Raw genomic sequence first — 19,112 nt, forward strand, 5'->3', positions numbered from 1 at the left:
AGACCAGCCTGGAAAACTCTAGAACAGCAGATAGGTAGCGACGACCGCGCAGGCGGCGATTACCCAGAGCGCGGCCCGGCCGGACCTCGTGTGTCTGGCTTCTGCCTTGCCGATCGCCTCGGAAGTTTCCTCGTCGAAGCGCAGGCCGCCCTGCGTCATGCGCTCAAGCTCTTCCGACATACGGCCGATCCGGTCCGCAAAAAGCGGCAGGTCGTTGGCGATCCTGGCCAGGGCGCCCAGAACATCGCCGGCATCGCGCAGCTTGCCGACCGGACCGAGATTGTCCTTGATCCAGCTGCCGACTACCGGCTCGGCCGTCCGCCACATGTCCAGATTCGGATTGAGCGAGCGCGCGACACCTTCCACCACGACCATGGTCTTCTGCAGCATGATCAGCTGGGTCTGGGTGTGCATCTCGAAGAGCTCGGTCACTTCGAAGAGCTGCGTCAAGAGCCGCGCCATCGAAATCTCGCTGGCGTCATGGCCGTGGATCGGCTCGCCGATGGCGCGGATCGCCTGGGCGAACATGTCGACATCCTGGTGCGCGGGCACATAGCCGGCCTCGAAATGCACCTCCGCCACCCGGCGGTAGTTGCGGGTGATGAAGCCGAAAAGGATTTCGGCGAGGAACCGCCGCTCGCGCTTGTTGAGCCGGCCAATGATGCCAAAATCGACCGCGACCAGCGTGCCGTCCGGCTGGACGAAGAGATTGCCCTGGTGCATGTCGGCATGAAAGAAGCCGTCGCGGAGCGTGTGACGCAGAAAGCTCTGGATCACGGCGGCACCGAGCGCCTCCAGGTCATGACCGTCCTCGATCAGGCCCTCGACGTCCGACATCTTGCGGCCGTCGATCCATTCCATGGTGAGCACGCCCTTGGCGGTGCGCAGCCATTCGACGGAGGGGACCCGGAAGCCCGGATCATTGGCCGTGTTTTCCGCCATTTCGGAAAGAGCGGCCGCTTCCAGGCGGAAATCCATTTCCATCGCGACCGACTGGGCGAGCGTATCGACGACAGCCACCGGCCTGAGGCGGCGTGCCGGCGGATGGAACCGTTCGGCGAGGCGGGCGACGAGGTAATAGCTCTGCAGGTCACGCTGGAAGCGCCGGGCGACCCCAGGCCTCAGGACCTTGACGGCGACCTTGCGCTCCGACCTATCCTTGTCGCGGATGATCGCGGGATGCACCTGAGCGATGGAGGCCGCGGCGACAGCCTCGCCGAACTCGGCAAAGACTTCTTCCACCGGCTTGCCAAGCTGTTCGGCGACGGCGGCACGGGCTGATTCATGATCGAAGGCGGGCAGCCGGTCCTGCAGCGCCGACAATTCGCGCGCGGCTTCCTTGCCGACCACATCGGCCCTGGTTGCCAGGAACTGGCCGAGCTTGACGTAGGAAGGTCCGAGCTTGTTGAGCGCGTCCGAAAGGCGCAGGTCTGCGCGTTTGTTGCGCACCGCGCGCCGTTCCAGAAGCCGCGCGCAGGCAATGGCAAAGCGCGGCCCGGCCGGAAGGTCCGGCAGGGACACAAGGCCGAACACGCCTTCGCGCGCCATCACGAAACCCGCCCGCACCAGGCGGAGGAAGGGCATTACCTGAACGGCCATGGATCAGAGTTTCCAGCCGGAATGCAGCGCGGCGATGCCGCCGGAATAGTTGCGGAAATTCACCCGCTCGAAGCCGGCTTCGCGGATCATGTCGGCGAAGCGCTCCTGGTTCGGGAAGTTGCGGATCGATTCCACCAGATACTGATAAGGGTCGCCGTCACCCGTGACCCAGCGGCCGATGGCCGGGATCGCGTTGAAGGAGAAACTGTCATAGACCTTGTCGAGCAGCGGCACATCGACCTCGGAAAATTCCAGGCACAGGAAGCGACCGCCCCGTTTCAGCACCCGGTGCGCCTCCCGCAGGGCCTTCGGGATATCCGGCACGTTGCGGATGCCGAAGGCGATCGTATAGGCATCGAAGCTCTTGTCCGGGAACGGCAGCTCTTCCGCATTGCCCTGGCTGAAGGTGATGAGATCGGAAAGGCCCGCCTTTTCGGCGCGGTCGCGGCCGACGCCCAGCATGCTCTCGTTGATGTCGCAGACAGTGGCCCGAACGGTCCCGCCCGACCGGTTGACGACGCGCGTGGAAATATCGCCGGTGCCGCCGGCAACATCCAAAAGACGCCAGCCGGAGGTGGACGACTTGGGCGGCGCCAGGTACGAGACCATGGCGTCCTTCCAGACCCGGTGGAAGCCGCCGGACATCAGGTCGTTCATCAGGTCGTAACGGTCCGCGACCTTGTGAAAGACGTCGTCCACCAGCGCCTGCTTCCGGCCTTCGGCAACCTTCGTAAAGCCGAAGCTGGTCGGCATCTCTTCCGGCGCGCGGCCGGTTCTGCCGGACTGGCTATGAGCCTGTTGCGTCATGAAAGCGCCTCCAAGGTCGACCCCGCCGCCCGCATCCACTCACCGGATTTCAAGCGGTTCTTCATTTCAAAATGTCTTCAAAGTGCGCCGGACCATAGTACAAGCCTCTGACAAGCGCTATCTCTACCGGACAGATTAGCCATATGCCGCAGGCCTATAGCCTGCCGCAAGACCGGATACCAGACCCCAGATGCCCGAATTGCCGGAAGTCGAGACCGTAAAGCGGGGGCTAGCCCCGACCTTTGAAGGCGCCTTGATCACGAAGCTCGACCAGAACCGTGCCGACCTGCGCTTTCCGTTTCCCGACAGGTTTGCGGACCGGCTGACCGGACGGCGGGTGACCGCCCTGTCGCGGCGCTCGAAATATCTTCTGTGCGATGTCGACAGCGGCGATGTCCTGGTCATGCATCTGGGCATGTCGGGCTCGTTTCGCGTCGAAAACGACCGGCTGGCGCACTCGCCGGGCGCTTTCGTCCATGAGCGGAGCAAGAACCCGAAACACGACCATGTGGTCTTTCACTTGCAGACCGCGGCGGGAGACCCCGCGCGCATTCTTTACAACGACCCGCGCCGTTTCGGCTTCATGGACCTGATCCCGCGCCCTGACCTGGCTGCCCACGCCTTTTTCCGCGAACTCGGGATGGAGCCGCTCGGCAACGATTTGAGCGGGGAAACGCTGGCGCGGCTTTTCGCAGGACGCAGGACGCCGCTGAAAGCGGCCCTCCTCAACCAGAAGCTCATTGCCGGTCTCGGCAATATATATGTGTGCGAGGCGCTCTGGCGGACCGGACTCAGTCCGGAGCGGGCAGCCGGCACCCTGGTGACGAAGACCGGGCGCCCGACCCGCAAGGCGGAGGAACTCGCCGACAATATCCGGGCGACCCTGGAAGAGGCGATCCGTGCGGGCGGATCCTCGCTTCGGGACCACACGCAGGCGGACGGTTCGCTCGGCTATTTCCAGCATTCCTTCGCCGTTTACGATCGCGAGGGGGAGGCTTGCCGGACATCCGGCTGCAAGGGCACAGTGACGCGGCTGGTCCAGTCGGGCCGCTCGACCTTTCACTGCCCGGCCTGCCAGACCTGACTCTTCGGACAAGCTTGCCAGACCCGCACGCGGTCGGTTAGGCATGGCCCGTAGAAATTGCATGTCCAGGGATCCTCCGGACCGGATGCGGGTCTTGCGGCCTTCTTCTCGTCCCTGGCGGACCCCACCACTGGGAGCGGGCAACATGGGATATGAGAACATCCGCGTCGAAAAGCGCGGCAAGGTCGGAGTGATCACGCTGGACCGGCCGAAGGCGCTGAATGCGCTGAACAAGGCCCTGGTCGACGAACTCGGCAGCGCGCTCGACGGCTTCGATGCCGACGAAAAGATCGGCTGCGTCGTCATCACCGGCTCGGAAAAGGCCTTTGCCGCCGGTGCGGACATCAAGGAGATGCAGCCGCACGATTTCTCCTCCGCCTACCAGACGGACCTGATCACGCCTTTCGATCGCGTTTCGCGCAACCGCAAGCCGATCATCGCGGCCGTTGCGGGCTATGCTCTTGGCGGTGGCTGCGAGCTGGCGATGCTGTGCGACTTCATCATCGCGGCGGACACGGCAAAATTCGGCCAGCCGGAAATTACACTCGGTGTCATTCCGGGAGCCGGCGGCACCCAGCGCCTGACGCGCTTCGTCGGCAAGTCGAAGGCCATGGACATGGTCCTGACCGGCCGCATGATGGATGCGGAGGAAGCCGAGCGCAGCGGTCTTGTCAGCCGGGTCGTGCCCGCGGACGACCTTTTGGAAGAAACCATGAAGGCGGCGGAGAAGATCGCCGACTTCTCGCTGCCCGTCGTCATGATGGCCAAGGAAAGCGTCGACCGCGCCTATGAGACGACCCTTTCGGAAGGGGTGCGTTTCGAGCGGCGTGTATTCCAGGCGCTCTTTGCCCTTCAGGACCAGAAAGAGGGCATGACCGCCTTTACCGAGAAGCGGGCACCGCAATTCCGCAACAAATAAACTTCCGGCAAACGCCGATAAGCCGTTGACGTCGCCCAATAGCGCGATTATAAGCAGCGCCCAATCGGTGGCGGTTTTCCGCCGCCGTTGTTTTTTGATCGGGTCTTGCCGCCCTCGCGCCTTGGTCCCGATCGCCACCGGACATTTGTCCCAATTACCGATCAGGATTGAGCCCATGGCCAACACACCATCGGCCAAGAAGGCGGCCCGCAAGATTGCCCGCCGGACGGCCACGAACAAAGCCCGTCGCAGCCGCGTGCGCACCTTCCTGCGCAAGGTTGAGGAAGCGATTGCTTCCGGCGATCAGGCAGCTGCAAACGAAGCCTTCAAGGCCGCACAGCCGGAAATCATGCGCTCTGCCAGCAAAGGCACGATGCACGCCAATACGGCTTCCCGGAAAGTTTCCCGCCTCAATGCCCGCATCAAGGCACTCGGCGCGTAAACGACCCGTCATACGACCGTTAAAAAGACCCGGCCTCAGTGCCGGGTTTTTTTTAGCCACGCAATTTTGTGGATGACCAAAATCGACAACCTGAACGGGCAATATTGGAATTTCTACCAAGTATTACGCTGACAAGGAATTGTTTTAATTTTCAATGATTTGCACACATGTAGGTGCGAAGGATCGCGATCGATACGGATTCGATACGAGTCAAGCTATCAGTTCCGAATTTTTTTTTGAAATTGTAGTTTTTGCTTTGTGACAGTCCGCGTCAGAGCAAAAAGTCATTGCGGTAAAACGCATTTGTTCGCTCCTTCGCCGGAGCCCAAAACCCCGTCCCCAAGGGGTGAAAACCGCCGCTTTCCGCCCTAAGGAAAAACACGCGGTTGCCCCGTCGGTCGCGGTCTGTATATTAACAATACGGCTGGCGGGAAAGACCAGCGATCAACTGAAAAATCGGTGCTTGGAACAAAAATGAAAAAGTCTAATCGAACCATAGCTAAGCACACGGCATTTAGACCGGAGAATGAATACATTCCTGTATTCGGCATTCCGGGCGCTTAGCGCCGATCTAGACTAGAATTTCTTCCCGAACATCGTGAATATTATTTTAAGTCAATAGCGCTTCGCTATTGAAGGGGGCCGTTTTGCAAATTGAAGATGGATACGCAGGCAACGTGAGCGTCCAGGAGGCTTTCGACAAGCTCTCCAGCGACGACGCCGCGATGCTCGTCGATGTGCGCACGCAAGCCGAATGGTCCTTTGTCGGCCTGCCGGACCTGCGGCCGATCGGCAAGGAACCGGTGCTGGTGGAATGGCAGAGTTTTCCGCCGTCGGGAGCTAATCCTGATTTTGCAAGTTTTCTTTCCGACTTTTTGGTCAAAAAAGGACTTGACCAAAACGCCCCGATCTATTTTTTGTGCCGCTCCGGCGCACGCAGTCAGGCAGCAGCAATTGCCCTGACGCGGGCCGGTTACACGCAATGCTTTAACATCTCTGATGGGTTCGAAGGCCCCCTCGATCAGGAGGGCCACCGCGGAACCCGGTCCGGCTGGAAAGCCGCCGGACTGCCCTGGATACAAAGTTAGCAACCCCGCCTCAGGTCGGGGGCAAGCGACGGGATACGTCCCTTCGCCGAACGGATAACCGTCCCAAAAGGGACATTATAATGCTGCAAAAGCAGCAAGGCGTCGAAGACCGGCTGTGGCGGATCGTTCTTCAAGTGTACAGGAGGCAGATGACATGCAGGTTCAGGAGGCAGGCGGCTCCGAACAGTGGAAGCGGGTCAAGAAACAGCTCCGCGCCGAACTGGGGGACGATGTGTTCACCAGCTGGTTCGCGCGGGTGGATCTTGAGGAACATCAGGACGGCACGGTCCGTCTGTCGGTTCCCACCCGGTTCCTGAAGCAGTGGATCCAGAACAACTACAATGACCAGCTGATGGGTCTGTGGCAGCGCGAATGCGACAATGTGCACCGCATCGAGCTGACCGTGCGCGGCGCTATCCGTCCGCGTCAGACCCCGGTTGCCCAACCGAGCCTCGCAGCACCGCAGGGCCCGAAGCCGGCCGCCGTCGACAGAGGCGGCGACGCGCTTGCCGATGCGGCTCAGGTCACCCGCGCCCAGGCTGTTACCGCTGCCCTCGGCCGCGGTGAAAGCAGCCAGGACAGCGCCCGGGACGTCCTTCAGGGTGCCGCACTGGACCCCAAATACACGTTCGAGACCTTTGTTGAAGGCGAGTCCAACAATCTGGCTCTTGCGGCGGCCCGTCAGGTTGCCGCCGGCGGCCCGGTGACCTTCAACCCGCTCTATCTGCATGCGTCCGTCGGGCTGGGCAAGACCCACCTGATGCAGGCCGTGGCAGCCAAGGCCCGCGCCGGCGGCCGCAAGGTGCTTTACCTGACGGCAGAGCATTTCATGTACAAGTTCGTGGCCGCGCTGAAGTCCCAGTCCGCGCTCGCGTTCAAGGAAAACCTGCGCACGATCGATCTGCTTCTGATCGACGACATGCAGTTCCTGCACGGCAAGCAGGTGCAGCAGGAATTCTGCCATACGCTGAACGCACTGATCGACGGTGCGCGCCAGGTGATCGTTGCCGCCGACCGGGCTCCCTCCGAGCTCGACACGCTCGACGACCGCGTCCGCTCGCGTCTCTCCGGTGGCCTTGTGGTCGGCATCCAGGAGCCGGATTTCGTGCTCCGCCGCAACATCCTGGTTTCGCGCGTGGAAGCGGCCCGCAAGACCTATCCGCAGTTCGACGTTCCGGACGGCGTGCTGGATTATGTCGCCCGGCATGTGGCTTCTTCGGGCCGCGACCTGGAAGGTGCCCTCAACCGCCTGATTGCGCATAATCAGCTGACCAACCAGCCGATCACGCAGGAGATGGCGGAAATGACCCTGCGCGATCTGGTTCGCTCCAGCGAGCCGCGCCGGGTCAAGATCGAGGACATCCAGCGGGTGGTCTCCAAGCACTACAACGTGACCAAGGCAGACCTTCTGTCGGCCCGCCGCACCCGGACGATCGTGCGCCCGCGCCAGATCGCCATGTATCTGGCCAAGGTCATGACCCCGCGTTCGCTGCCGGAAATCGGCCGCCGCTTCGGCAACCGGGACCACACCACAGTGTTGCACGCAGTGCGCAAGATCGAGGAAATGGCCCGCGCTGACTACGCACTCGCACAGGAGCTGGAACTGCTGAAGCGGATGCTGGATGCCTGAGCCCGGAAGGGCTTTGGCAATAGGGTTAAAATACCCGATATTCTCATGAAATTGGGGGCGTTCCGGCGGAACGCCCCCTTGCTTTTGGAGCCGGTTAAGGGCAGTGTCGTCCCCCCGCTCCTCACCGGAGCCAACAATATTCAATCAGCCCGGCAGTCCAGCCAGGCGTTTCATGAGTACGGAACGAGAGTATGAAAGCGACCCTCGAGCGGACCGACCTCCTCAAGTCCTTGACCCATGTTCACCGGGTGGTAGAGCGCCGGAATACCATACCCATCCTGTCCAACGTTTTGCTGCGGGCAGATGGCGGTGCCATCAATCTAAAGGCGACCGACCTCGATCTCGAAATCGTCGAATCCGTACCGGCCATGATCGACATGCCGGGCGCAACCACCGTTCCCGCGCACATGTTCTACGACATCGTGCGCAAGCTGCCGGAAGGCTCGCAGGTGGTGCTGGAAACCACCAGCGACAACGCCACGCTCGAAATCCGCGCCGGCCGGTCTAAATTCACCCTGCAGATGCTGCCGGAAACCGATTTCCCGGATCTCACCGCAGGCGACTTCAGCCACGGCTTCTCCTTGACCGCAGGCGATATCCGCAAGCTGATCGACGCAACCCAGTTTGCGATCTCCACAGAGGAGACCCGCTATTATCTGAACGGCATTTACCTCCACACCGTCGATGCGGGTGCAGGCATGCAGTTCCGCGCCGTTGCGACTGACGGTCACCGTCTTGCCCAGGCGGAAGTGCCGGCTCCGTCGGGTTCCGCCGGCATGCCGGGCATCATCGTACCGCGCAAGACGGTCGGCGAAATCCAGAAGCTCCTGGAAACGCCGGATGCCAATGTGCAGGTCGAACTCTCCGACACCAAGATCCGCCTCACCACAGGCTCGGTGATCCTGACGTCCAAGCTGATTGACGGCACCTTCCCGGATTACGGCCGTGTGATCCCGCAGAACAACGACAAGGAAATGCGCGTTGACCGGGACGAGTTCAAGGAAGCTGTCGACCGCGTGTCGACGATTTCTTCCGAACGTGGCCGCGCCGTGAAACTGTCGCTGTCCGAAGGCCGCATGGTGCTGACGGTGAACAACCCGGATTCGGGCAGCGCCACGGAAGAGCTGGCCGTCGAATACGATGCAGATCCTCTGGAAATCGGCTTCAACTCACGCTACCTGCTCGACATCGCCACTCAGCTCTCGAGCGACACCGCTCTTTTCCGTCTGGCCGACAGCGGTTCCCCGACCCTCATCCAGGACAACACGGTCGATGACTGCCTGTTCGTCCTGATGCCGATGCGGGTCTGATCCGGACACGAACGGATAACAAAGCGGAAGCGGGACGATGACAGCATTCCGGACGGCGCAGCTGACCCGTCTGTCCCTGACCGGCTTCCGCAACTACACCTCCCTCACAATCGCGCTTTCCGCCAGGATGGTCGCCTTTGTCGGCGCGAACGGCGCCGGCAAGACCAATATCCTGGAAGCCGTGTCATTCCTGACCGCCGGACGCGGCCTGCGCCGTGCCGCCCTCGCCGATATCGCCCGCAAAGACGGCGACGGCAGCTGGAGCGTCGCGGCCACCATACTCCTCGACGGTATGGAAACGAAGATCGGCACCGGTCTTGCCGCCGGATCGCCCGGCCGCAAGGTGCGCATCGACGGGGAGGAGATGCGCGGTTCGGAAACCCTGCTCGACTATATGCGCGTCCTGTGGCTGGTGCCGGCGATGGACGGGCTCTTCACCGGCCCCGGCTCCGACCGGCGGCGTTTTCTCGACAGGCTGACACTGGCTCTCGATCCGGCCCATGGCCGGCGGGTCAGCGATTTCGAAACGGCCCTGCGCCAGCGCAACCGCCTGCTCGACCAGGGCGGTTCGGATGCATATCTCAGCGCTCTGGAACAGCAGGTGGCCGAACTCGGTACGGCCGTCTCCATCGCCCGCAGCGAGACGGTCGGCCTCCTCGGCCGCATGATCGCGGAGCAGGCCGCAACGGATCTGCCTTTCCCCCATGCCGCCGTCGCGCTGGAAGGCGCTTTCGAGGCGGAGACGATCGGCCTCAGCGCGTCCGACCGGGAAGACCATTACCGAAGGCTGCTGCGCGACGGCCGCTCGCGGGACCGGGCCGCCGGGCGCACGCTGAACGGTCCGCATCTCAGCGACCTTGCCGTACAGCACGCGGCCAAGGCGATGCCGGCGGCGCAGTCCTCGACCGGCGAACAGAAGGCGCTGCTGATCGGACTGATCCTGGCCCATGCCGAACTGACCACGAAAGTCTCCGGCATGACACCGGTGCTGCTGCTCGACGAAGTCGCTGCCCACCTCGATCCGAACCGCCGCGCGGCCCTCTTTTCCAAGCTCGATTCCCTCGGCGGACAGGTCTTCATGACGGGCACGGACGCGGCCTTGTTCGAGGCCCTTCCCGGCGGCTCGGAGCTGTTTGATGTGAAGGATCACCAGAGCCGCCTGATCAGAGGCTGATCAGACCCTTAAATCCGCCGGATTCTTATGGTTTTCCACCAGAATCCCCTTGCTGGCTTGCCTGAGGCCGGCGCGCGGTTGAACCCCCGCCGGAACCCCGTATAACGGGGTAAGAAACGATAAATCGATTGGTGATTGATTCGCATGAGCGACATGTCCACGTCCGAGCCCAGCCCGACCCCGGAAACCAATGGTGCCGCCGAATACGGCGCCGACAGCATCAAGGTCCTGAAGGGCCTCGACGCGGTGCGCAAGCGGCCCGGCATGTATATCGGCGATACCGATGACGGCTCCGGCCTGCACCACATGGTCTACGAAGTGGTCGACAACGCCATCGACGAAGCGCTGGCCGGTCACGCCGACCATGTGACGGTCACCCTCAATCCGGACGACTCGGTGACCGTCTCCGACAACGGTCGCGGCATCCCGACGGACCTGCATTCGGAAGAAGGCGTCTCGGCTGCCGAAGTGATCATGACCCAGCTGCATGCGGGCGGGAAATTCGACCAGAATTCCTACAAGGTCTCCGGCGGTCTGCACGGCGTGGGTGTTTCGGTGGTGAACGCGCTCTCCACGCGGCTGGACCTGCGCATCTGGCGCAACAACCAGGAACATTTCATGTCCTTTGCCCATGGCGACGCCCAGGCACCGCTTGCGGTGGTGGGGCCTGCCAATGGCAAGAAGGGCACCGAGGTCACGTTCCTGCCCTCGCCGGAAACCTTCACCAAGACCGAGTTCGACTTCAGCACGCTGGAACACCGCTTGCGGGAACTCGCCTTCCTCAATTCCGGCGTCCGCATCATCCTGACCGACAAGCGCGGCGTGGAGCCGCGGGTCGAGGAACTCTTCTATGAAGGGGGCCTCGAAGCCTTCGTGCGTTATCTCGACCGGGCCAAGCACCCGCTGATCGAGGCGCCGATCATCATGCGCGCCGAAAAGGACGGCATCACCGTCGAGGCGGCCATGTGGTGGAACGACAGCTACCACGAGCATGTGCTGTGCTTCACGAACAACATTCCGCAGCGCGACGGCGGCACGCACCTTGCCGGTTTCCGCGCCGCCCTGACGCGCCAGGTCACCGGCTATGCCGAGGCCACCGGCCTGATGAAGAAGGAGAAGGTGAACCTTTCCGGCGACGACTGCCGCGAAGGCCTGACCTGCGTCCTCTCCGTCAAGGTGCCCGACCCGAAGTTTTCCTCCCAGACCAAGGACAAGCTGGTCTCCTCGGAAGTCCGTCCGGTCGTGGAAAACCTGATGTCGCAGACCCTGAGCGACTGGCTGGAGGAAAACCCGGCACCGGCCCGCGCCATCGTCTCCAAGGTGGTGGAAGCGGCTTCCGCCCGCGAAGCTGCCCGCAAGGCGCGTGAGCTCACCCGCCGCAAGGGGGCGCTCGACATTGCTTCGCTGCCGGGCAAGCTTGCCGACTGCCAGGAGCGCGATGCCTCCAAGGCCGAACTCTTCCTGGTGGAGGGCGATTCCGCTGGCGGCTCGGCCAAGCAGGGCCGCCACCGCGAGAACCAGGCCGTGCTGCCGCTGCGCGGCAAGATCCTGAACGTGGAACGGGCCCGCTTCGACAAGATGCTGTCGTCGAACGAGATCGGCACGCTCATCACCGCGCTCGGCACCGGGATCGGCAAGGAAGAGTTCAACATCGAGAAGCTGCGCTACCACAAGATCATCATCATGACCGATGCTGACGTCGATGGCGCGCATATCCGTACCCTGCTGCTCACCTTCTTCTTCCGGCAGATGCCGGAGCTGATCGAGAACGGCTACATCTATATCGCCCAGCCGCCGCTCTATAAGGTCAAGCGCGGCCAGTCCGAACAGTATCTGAAGGACCAGAAGGCGCTGGAAGACTACCTGATCGGCCAGGGCCTGGACGATGCATCTCTGACGCTGGCAAGCGGCGAAGTCCGCATGGGTCAGGACCTCAGAGCCGTCGCCGAGACCGCCCGCACCATCTCCGACATCTTCGACGGGCTGCATTCGCGCTACAACCGCGACGTCGTCGAGCAGGCTGCGATTGCCGGCGCCCTGACGCCGGAGATCCTGGACGACCATGCCAAGGCCGAAGAGGCCGCCGCCTATATCGCCCGGCGCATGGATATCCTGGCCGACGAATTCGAGCGCGGCTGGACCGGCGAAGCCCGGGAAGACGGCAGCCTGGTGTTCAAGCGCACGGTGCGCGGCGTCCAGGAAGCGGCGACGATCGATGCGGCGCTGCTCGGCTCCACCGATGCCCGCCGCCTTGCCGCCCAAGCCGGCCATCTGCGCGAGATCTACGGCAAGGCCGCCGTCCTGCGCCGCAAGGATGTCGCGACGGAAATCCGTGGGCCCCGCGCCCTGCTCGCCCAGGTCTATGCCTCGGGCCAGAAGGGCATTTCGCTACAGCGCTATAAAGGTCTCGGCGAGATGAACCCGGAACAGCTCTGGGAAACGACGCTCGACCCGAATGTCCGCTCGCTGCTTCAGGTGAAGGTGCGCGAGGCGGACGATGCCGACGACATCTTCACCAAGCTGATGGGCGACGAGGTCGAGCCGCGGCGCGAGTTCATCCAGGAAAACGCGCTGGCGGTTGCCAATCTCGACATCTGAACCGTCAAGGACACAAAGAAAGAGCGGCGATTTCGCCGCTCTTTTCGTATCCGCACATGATCCCTCTCAGGCGCCCGGCCAAGGTACCGGACGGCCGAAATAGAAGCCCTGCGCCGCCTCGATGTTGAGTTCGCGCAAAAGCGCCGCTTCCTCGGCGGTTTCCACATGCTTGGCGATCACCTTGATGCCGAGCTCATGGGCGGCGCGCACAAGGCCGTTGAGGATTGCCGCCTTGGCCGGCTCCTCCACCACCTGCTGGGTGAGGCTCGATTCCAGCTTCAGCCATTCGACACGCAGGCTCGTCAGCCGCGACAGTACCGGCCAATGCCCGGCGAAATCGTCGATGGCGGTCTGGCAGCCCAATTCCGAGACGAACTTGAAGAAGGATTCCACCGTTGCCGGCTCGCGCAGGAAGTCCTTTTCGGCAATCTCCAGGCAGAGTTTCGAGGCAAGCAGCGGATTAGCGGACAAGCGGTGGTAAAGCCCGTCGCGGAAATTCGGATCACGGGCCGAGTCCGCCGAAACGTTCATGGTCAGGATCGTGCGTTCCGGATTGCGCTCTGCCGCATCCAGCACCTTGTCGAGCGTCCAGGCATCGACCTGCGCAATGAAACCGGAACGCTCGGCCGCGCTGATCCAGGCCCTCGACGACAGGCACCGAGCGCGGTCGCCCTGAAGGCGCAGGAGAACTTCCGAGCCGCAGAGCCGCTCCCGCCGCAGGCACATGATCGGCATGGCGTAAAGCGTCAGTTCATTGCCGCGGAAGCTGCCCGGTTCCGGCAGGTCGGCCAGTTCGACGCCATTGCCCTCGCAATCGGCCGATTGCACGGTATGGATCTGGACGGAGCGTCCGCCGAACCGCTTGCCGCGCAGGCAAGCCCGGTCGGCAAGTCCAAGGAGGGCTGCCGCCTCCCCGTCGCGAATGACGACCCCGCCGCCCAGAAAGGCAACGCCGATGGAGCCGCCGATGGTGAACACCCTGTCGCCGACTTCCAGGCGGATCCGGTCGAAGCCGTCGAGAATCTTTTCGGCGATGTCGAGCGCGGCTTCCTCGTTGGCGGCAGGCACCATGCCGGCAAACTCGTCGCCGCCGATCCGGGCAGCGGTCCCGAATTCGCCCAGTGTCAGCCGCAAACACGCGGCAACGCGCAACAGCATGTCGTCGCCCGCATCGTGCCCGCCAAGATCGTTGACCTTCTTGAATTCGTCGAGATCGATATAGAGCACCGCAAGCCCGGTCGCCTTGTCCGCTGAAAGCCGCGTCAGCTCACGCTTTAGTGCCCGGGTGAAGGCACGGCGGTTTTCCAAGCCCGTCAGCGGATCGAGATAGGCAAGGCGCCGGTTCTCCGCAATCTCGACCGGGCAGTCCACATTGCGGCGGATGATTGCCATCGATGCACCGTCGGCGAGGTTTCCGGGCAGAGGCACGATGCGCATTTCGCACATCAGGCGCTCGCCCGTTCGGCCGGCGGCTTCGACGCCGCTGCGTTCGGGAATGTAAAGCGTCTGCGGCAGGCCCGGCTCCAGGCCTCCAATCGCTTCGGCAAGCAGCCCGGCATCATACTCGCTGCCGGTCTGGGACAGCAGCCGGGCGGCCTTTTCAGCCGCGCTTTCGGATCCATCGAAAACGAGGACATCGTCCGGAAAATGATCGAGAAAGTTCAGGCCCTGATTTTTCGCCCCTGCTCCGCCCGTCAGTTCGAGGCCCGGCAATCCGGAAATCTCGTCCTGGCCGGTCTCTTCCATGTCGAACTGGACAAGCACGGCCTGCCGCTCGCCGGTGAGCGAGACGAAGGAGGTGCAGATCATGTGGTGGCAGAAGGTGGCACCCGAGCTCAGCAATATGGTGCCGCTTGCCTGGGCCGGAACGCCGCTGAATGCGGCCGAGAGCACGGCCTCGCAGCGTCGCCAGCTGCCTTCCGACAGAAGCGCGGGCAAGGAGGCGGGCAACGGAGAAATGCCCCGCTCGGCGCAAGTGGCAACCATGTGCATGTTGTGCACCAGGATGCTTCCGTCCTGGGCGACATAGGCCGCCGCATGCGGAAGCACTTCCAGCAGAGACGTGTGAAAGTCCGTGAGCGTATTCTTGTCTGCACGACCGGATTGCTCCAGCCGGTTGCTTGTGAACCGTTGGCTGACCTGCACCAGACCGCCCTTTCAAAAATTGCCGTTCAAATGGCGCCAACTCAAATACACATGCGCCGCCCCTATGTAAAAAGTACTAGCACAATTCAGCTTTCAAAGCTGAAACAGAAAAACTACCCACAACTCTTAGAATTTTTATAGTAAACAAGAAATTTACGAAATGTCTCAAAATATATTTAAAATTTTATACTTATTTGAACCGAATGCCTCCTTCTGCCTGAAAAATCGCCACATTTTCATCACGCCCCGGACCTAAAGGCGCCCCTACGGAATGCTAGGTCCCGTCTCGGAAAACCTTGGTCAAATGATAGCCGGGCGGCGTGGCCGCCCTTTGGGGAACACCCATGAAGAGAAACGAATTGACGCGTCAATCCTGGCGCGCAGGACTATGTGTTGCGTTGCTCATGAGCATCGCCTGGCCGCTCACGGCAGAAGCAGGTGTCTATCAGCAATGCGGCAAGGCGTCCTGGTACAAGCTGGGCGGCACCACCGCCAATGGCGAGCGCTCCAATCCCAACGGGCTCACCGCGGCCCACCGGACACTGCCCTTCGGCACGCTGGTGAAGGTCACCAATCTTGCCAACGGCAAGTCCGTCACCGTCCGGATCAACGACCGCGGGCCCTTCGCCAAAGGCCGCGTGATCGACGTTACCTGGGCGGCCGCAAAGGAGCTGGGCTTCGTGCGAAAGGGCATTACACGAGTGGAAGTGTCCGCCAAATCGGCAAAAACCGGCAACGAATATAAGCAGATCTGCCAATAACAACTTTTTGGCGATGGCATGAGAGCCGCGCAACAGCTAATTTGTTGCGCGGATTGCCAAATTTAAGACGCTGAATTTAATGAGTTAATTTTTTAGGTCATATTATTGCGGAAATGACTCAGTATGAATAACGATCAGTCACATTACAGTGAATCAAAAAATAAAATATTTTACGGTAATGACAATCCGGAAAGATGCCGCTAGAGTTGCCGCCGTGGTCGATGGGGCCACGTGCACAGTAACTTTATTCGCGCAGTCTAACGGCTGCGCGTTTTTTTTATGTGACGCTCGAAAGCCGTTCCCTTGCGCACGCAAAATCGAGGCGGACGGCCCACAATCCCCCTTCAGATCTCCTCACCATCCTCCAGCCGTTTCAGAAAGACTGCCGCGCTGGTCCTGTAGGCCAGCTGCGTTTCCGCGTTCATTTTCGACCACGTGGCGTAAGGCTGGGCTAGCCGCGGATTGCCGCCGAGCACCCCGGCATTGCGGGCCAGGAAATCCCAGTAGAGCGCATTGAAGGGGCATGCCCCGGCACCCGTCTTGCGGCGGACGTCATAGGCGCAGGCCACGCAATAGTCAGACATCTTATTAATGTAGTTGCCACCCGAGATATACGGCTTGGAACCGAGCAGACCGCCATCGGCAAACTGGCTCATGCCGATCGTGTTCGGTGCTTCCACCCATTCATAGGCATCCGCATAGACCATCAGGTACCATTCGTGGACCTGGCGGGGCTCGATACCGGCGAGAGTTGCGAAATTTCCAGTGATCATCAACCGCTGGATATGATGCGCGTAGGCCTCCTCAAGCGTCTGGCCGATCGCCTCCGCGAGGCAACGCATGCGCGTCTTGCCGGTCCAGTAGAAATCCGGCAAGGGCCGGCTCGCTCCCAGCGCATTCCTCTCCACATAGCCCGGCATCGTCAGCCAATAGACCCCGCGCACATATTCCCGCCAGCCCAGTATCTGCCGGACAAACCCCTCCGCAGCGTTGATGGGGACCCGTCCCGCGCGCCAGGCGGTCTCGACCTTGCGGCAAAGCGTGCGGGCATCGAGCAGCCCCGTATTCAGATAGGCCGAGAGGACGGAGTGAAACAGGAACTTCTGCCCCGTCAGCATGGCGTCCTGATAGGTGCCGAACTCCGCCAGCGCTCCTTCCAGAAAATGCGCGCAGGCCTCTTCCGCCTGTTGCCGCGTTACGGCAAACCAGAAGGGTTCGAGATCGCCGATATGCCCGTCAAATCTTTCCCCCACGAGGTCGAGCACCTCGCGGGTGATCGCGTCCGGTGCGAACCGCTTCGGCTGGGGCAGAAACAGGTCCGGCTTCGCGGCCTTGCGGTTCTCCGCGTCGAAGTTCCACTTGCCGCCCGAGGGCGCTTCACCGTCCATCAGGAGACCGGTCCGGCGGCGCATGTCGCGATAAAAATGCTCCATGCGCAACTGCCGGCGCTCCCCTGCCCAGGCTCGGAAGTCCGATAGGGGGCAGAAGAAGCGGCTGTCTGTGAGGATCTCCACCGGCAGGCCGAGCACCTCGGGCCAAGTGCGCATGTCCTCAAGCACCCGCCACTCACCGGGCTCCGTCACCAGCAGGCGTTCCGGTGCGAGGCGTGCACAGGCCCGGGCGACCTCTCCCCTGAAGCTGCCGGTATTCCCGGGATCGTCCAGCGTCACATAGTCGACCGTCCAGCCGGCCTCGCGCAGCTCCAGCGCGAAGTGGCGCATGGCGGAGAAGAGGAAGGCAATCTTCTTCTTGTGATGGCGCACATAAGTCGCCTCCTGCATCACCTCGACCATCAGCACCCTGCCGGTTGCCGGATCCACCCGCTTCAGGCTGGAAAGGGCCGGCGTCAGCTGGTCGCCAAGAACAAGGACAAGCGCACGGCAAGGCGCTTGCTTTTTCGCTTGATCGGCAGGGCGGGTGTCTCGTTGCTCGGTGCTCATGCCTTTCCTACGCAGCAAAGGCATCGTCCTATCACCTCAGGCCAGGATATTTTGCTGCGGCCTTGCAGGAAAGGCATCGACCAAGAACTCTCCGCGGCTGCTCACAAGGCAGCTCGGCGCAGGAGGGCTTGTGGCTCGAAAAGGACCTACCAGGCTCCCGGCACACTCGAAGCCGCTGTCGCTCCATTTGTCCCAGTCCCAGTCCCAGTCCCAGTCCCAGTCCCAGTCCCAGTCCCAGTCCCAGTCCCAGTCCCAGTCCCAGTCCCAGTCCCAGTCCCAGTCCCAGTCCCAGTCCCAGTCCCAGTCCCAGTCCCAGTCCCAGTCCCAGTCCCAGTCCCAGTCCCAGTCCCAGTCCCAGTCCCAGTCCCAGTCCCAGTCCCAGTCCCAGTCCCAGAGGATTTTCGTGCAACCCAGCCGGCCCGGGCAAGGCCCTGCTAACTTGTCCAAATCTTCAGAAAGCCATTGCCGAGACCGGCGGGATCTAGTATCAGACCCCTCTATCCGCCGCGAACTCCCGTTCGCGCGACGAAGCACCCGTAGCTCAGCTGGATAGAGCGCTGCCCTCCGAAGGCAGAGGTCACAGGTTCGAATCCTGTCGGGTGCGCCAAATTTTCAAAACTCTGCCCTATTTAAGAACGCCGAACACCGCCGATTGCCGCACAAAAGACGCCCGAAAAATGGTCCACAATGAAGAAGCGTAGAAACGGCGGCAATCGGCGGTGAGAAGTTCGAATCGCGTCCTGCCCATTCTTTCCCCGCGCAGAGGTCGCGGATACCCTCCCTTTTGAACGTCCGCTCTTTTGCCTTGCTTTCGACAGCCATTCGTGGGTGGCGTCGCTTTTCTGACCAGCCTGATAGGTGGCTTGGTGAAGCCAGTTCGGGTTGAGTCGAGGCCTGAGCACGGAGGCGACGGTCGAGCGGCTGAAATAACGATCAGCGTCACGCCGATCTGCCGGGAAGCCACGGCGCCCACGACAAAGTTCCCGACGATCGCCGCTGCCCGCGAACTGCGGGGCTCCCCCTCATACGTCACAGAGCGGGTTTCATTGGCCTTGCAGTGGACAGGGCAACCCGAAACTCCAGAATTGGCGATCGTTGCCCCAAGACGCTAGCCGTTACCCCTCGAGCGGGCAATAACGACATCACCCGGCTAAGCCGATAGCGCCAAGTGCGGCCGCACGTCACTAACAGCCTTTTCCGCCATCCGGATTTCGTGGGCCTTGCCCCACTGCGCCATGACCGTAACGGCCTGATTTAGGCTGCGGCCATAATCGGTGGCCGTGTACTCCACTCGTTGCACCTTGCCTGGAAAAACCTGCCGACTGACGAGATCGTCGGCTTCCATTTCCCGAAGCTGCTGTGCAAGCATTTTCTCGCTGATCCCGGCCAGAACCCTCTTGAGCTCCCCGAAACGGCGCGGCGCCACGTTGATCTCCCAGAGTATGTCCGTTTTCCATTTTCCGCCGATCACGTTGAGAGCGCTCGCGAAACCGCAGTCGTCGTCAGGCAGGCGCTTCATCCGTGTCTCCTTCCTTCAAAGTAACCACTGACTCGAAAGTGCGTAGTTTACCTAGTCCCTCGGGTCGACCTATCAAGTGGCGCCTTTAAAGATGGA

The 19,112-nt window shown here is 61.9% G+C and carries 15 protein-coding genes and 1 tRNA gene; 10 read left to right on the forward strand and 6 right to left on the reverse strand.

The window, feature by feature from the left end; all coding sequences use genetic code 11:
* Nucleotides 1–18: 18 nt before the first annotated feature.
* Nucleotides 19–1,599 (reverse strand): 2-polyprenylphenol 6-hydroxylase, encoded by a 1,581-nt coding sequence (ubiB, locus tag ACX3M4_RS16205; protein WP_459354036.1) that lies wholly within the window; start codon nt 1,597–1,599, stop codon nt 19–21.
* A gap of 3 nt (nt 1,600–1,602) precedes the next feature.
* On the reverse strand, nt 1,603–2,352 hold the full coding sequence (ubiE, locus tag ACX3M4_RS16210) for a bifunctional demethylmenaquinone methyltransferase/2-methoxy-6-polyprenyl-1,4-benzoquinol methylase UbiE (protein ID WP_459359444.1): 750 nt from the start codon (nt 2,350–2,352) through the stop codon (nt 1,603–1,605).
* Nucleotides 2,353–2,596: 244 nt separating this feature from the next.
* Here ubiE and mutM point away from each other — a divergent pair, with 244 nt between their 5' ends.
* The 8 genes from mutM (at nt 2,597) to gyrB (ending at nt 12,651) form a co-directional block, all read left to right on the forward strand.
* Nucleotides 2,597–3,490 (forward strand): bifunctional DNA-formamidopyrimidine glycosylase/DNA-(apurinic or apyrimidinic site) lyase, encoded by an 894-nt coding sequence (mutM, locus tag ACX3M4_RS16215; RefSeq protein WP_459354037.1) that lies wholly within the window; start codon nt 2,597–2,599, stop codon nt 3,488–3,490.
* Nucleotides 3,491–3,635: 145 nt separating this feature from the next.
* Nucleotides 3,636–4,409 carry an enoyl-CoA hydratase gene (locus ACX3M4_RS16220; RefSeq protein WP_459354038.1) on the forward strand — a complete coding sequence of 258 codons (774 nt, stop codon included), beginning with the start codon at nt 3,636–3,638 and terminating at the stop codon, nt 4,407–4,409.
* Nucleotides 4,410–4,584: 175 nt separating this feature from the next.
* The gene (gene rpsT / locus ACX3M4_RS16225; protein WP_459354039.1) at nt 4,585–4,851 is read left to right on the forward strand and encodes a 30S ribosomal protein S20; all 267 of its coding nucleotides are present in this window, start codon (nt 4,585–4,587) and stop codon (nt 4,849–4,851) included.
* Nucleotides 4,852–5,483: 632 nt separating this feature from the next.
* Complete coding sequence (locus ACX3M4_RS16230) at nt 5,484–5,939, forward strand: rhodanese-like domain-containing protein (protein WP_459354040.1); 456 nt, start codon at nt 5,484–5,486, stop codon at nt 5,937–5,939.
* Between the two features lie 154 nt (nt 5,940–6,093).
* Nucleotides 6,094–7,569, forward strand: coding sequence for a chromosomal replication initiator protein DnaA (gene dnaA, locus ACX3M4_RS16235; protein ID WP_459354041.1), 1,476 nt, complete (start codon nt 6,094–6,096; stop codon nt 7,567–7,569).
* 191 nt (nt 7,570–7,760) lie between these two features.
* The gene (gene dnaN, locus ACX3M4_RS16240; RefSeq protein ID WP_459354042.1) at nt 7,761–8,879 is read left to right on the forward strand and encodes a DNA polymerase III subunit beta; all 1,119 of its coding nucleotides are present in this window, start codon (nt 7,761–7,763) and stop codon (nt 8,877–8,879) included.
* Between the two features lie 37 nt (nt 8,880–8,916).
* A complete protein-coding gene (gene recF, locus ACX3M4_RS16245) occupies nt 8,917–10,053 on the forward strand; it encodes a DNA replication/repair protein RecF (RefSeq protein ID WP_459354043.1) in 1,137 nt (378 codons plus the stop codon).
* A 144-nt stretch (nt 10,054–10,197) separates the two neighbouring features.
* A complete protein-coding gene (gyrB, locus tag ACX3M4_RS16250) occupies nt 10,198–12,651 on the forward strand; it encodes a DNA topoisomerase (ATP-hydrolyzing) subunit B (RefSeq protein ID WP_459354044.1) in 2,454 nt (817 codons plus the stop codon).
* A gap of 66 nt (nt 12,652–12,717) precedes the next feature.
* Here gyrB and ACX3M4_RS16255 read toward each other — a convergent pair whose 3' ends face one another.
* Nucleotides 12,718–14,796: a putative bifunctional diguanylate cyclase/phosphodiesterase gene (locus tag ACX3M4_RS16255; protein WP_459354045.1), complete on the reverse strand. Its 2,079-nt coding sequence runs from the start codon at nt 14,794–14,796 to the stop codon at nt 12,718–12,720.
* Nucleotides 14,797–15,140: 344 nt separating this feature from the next.
* Between ACX3M4_RS16255 and ACX3M4_RS16260 the strand changes: the two genes are divergently transcribed.
* Nucleotides 15,141–15,557 carry a septal ring lytic transglycosylase RlpA family protein gene (locus ACX3M4_RS16260; RefSeq protein WP_459354046.1) on the forward strand — a complete coding sequence of 139 codons (417 nt, stop codon included), beginning with the start codon at nt 15,141–15,143 and terminating at the stop codon, nt 15,555–15,557.
* A gap of 344 nt (nt 15,558–15,901) precedes the next feature.
* On the opposite strand, the gene ACX3M4_RS16265 is transcribed toward ACX3M4_RS16260, so the two are convergent.
* A complete protein-coding gene (locus tag ACX3M4_RS16265) occupies nt 15,902–17,497 on the reverse strand; it encodes a cryptochrome/photolyase family protein (protein ID WP_459354047.1) in 1,596 nt (531 codons plus the stop codon).
* 36 nt (nt 17,498–17,533) lie between these two features.
* Nucleotides 17,534–17,944 (reverse strand): hypothetical protein, encoded by a 411-nt coding sequence (locus ACX3M4_RS16270; protein ID WP_459354048.1) that lies wholly within the window; start codon nt 17,942–17,944, stop codon nt 17,534–17,536.
* Between the two features lie 83 nt (nt 17,945–18,027).
* Here ACX3M4_RS16270 and ACX3M4_RS16275 point away from each other — a divergent pair.
* Nucleotides 18,028–18,104 (forward strand) — tRNA-Arg (locus tag ACX3M4_RS16275).
* 543 nt (nt 18,105–18,647) lie between these two features.
* Here the strand turns inward: ACX3M4_RS16275 and ACX3M4_RS16280 are convergent.
* A complete protein-coding gene (locus ACX3M4_RS16280) occupies nt 18,648–19,016 on the reverse strand; it encodes a winged helix-turn-helix transcriptional regulator (protein ID WP_459354049.1) in 369 nt (122 codons plus the stop codon).
* Nucleotides 19,017–19,112 lie beyond the last annotated feature (96 nt).

Source organism: Roseibium sp. M-1, from assembly GCF_054515675.1.

Bases quoted from the DNA above. Each gene is read 5' to 3' on its own strand.
- ubiB (WP_459354036.1), bottom strand. From the start codon at position 1,599: ATGGCCGTTCAGGTAATGCCCTTCCTCCGCCTGGTGCGGGCGGGTTTC.
- ubiE (WP_459359444.1), bottom strand. From the start codon at position 2,352: ATGCCGACCAGCTTCGGCTTTACGAAGGTTGCCGAAGGCCGGAAGCAG.
- mutM (WP_459354037.1), top strand. From the start codon at position 2,597: ATGCCCGAATTGCCGGAAGTCGAGACCGTAAAGCGGGGGCTAGCCCCG.
- ACX3M4_RS16220 (WP_459354038.1), top strand. From the start codon at position 3,636: ATGGGATATGAGAACATCCGCGTCGAAAAGCGCGGCAAGGTCGGAGTG.
- rpsT (WP_459354039.1), top strand. From the start codon at position 4,585: ATGGCCAACACACCATCGGCCAAGAAGGCGGCCCGCAAGATTGCCCGC.
- dnaA (WP_459354041.1), top strand. From the start codon at position 6,094: ATGCAGGTTCAGGAGGCAGGCGGCTCCGAACAGTGGAAGCGGGTCAAG.
- dnaN (WP_459354042.1), top strand. From the start codon at position 7,761: ATGAAAGCGACCCTCGAGCGGACCGACCTCCTCAAGTCCTTGACCCAT.
- recF (WP_459354043.1), top strand. From the start codon at position 8,917: ATGACAGCATTCCGGACGGCGCAGCTGACCCGTCTGTCCCTGACCGGC.
- gyrB (WP_459354044.1), top strand. From the start codon at position 10,198: ATGAGCGACATGTCCACGTCCGAGCCCAGCCCGACCCCGGAAACCAAT.
- ACX3M4_RS16260 (WP_459354046.1), top strand. From the start codon at position 15,141: ATGAAGAGAAACGAATTGACGCGTCAATCCTGGCGCGCAGGACTATGT.
- ACX3M4_RS16265 (WP_459354047.1), bottom strand. From the start codon at position 17,497: ATGAGCACCGAGCAACGAGACACCCGCCCTGCCGATCAAGCGAAAAAG.
- ACX3M4_RS16280 (WP_459354049.1), bottom strand. From the start codon at position 19,016: ATGAAGCGCCTGCCTGACGACGACTGCGGTTTCGCGAGCGCTCTCAAC.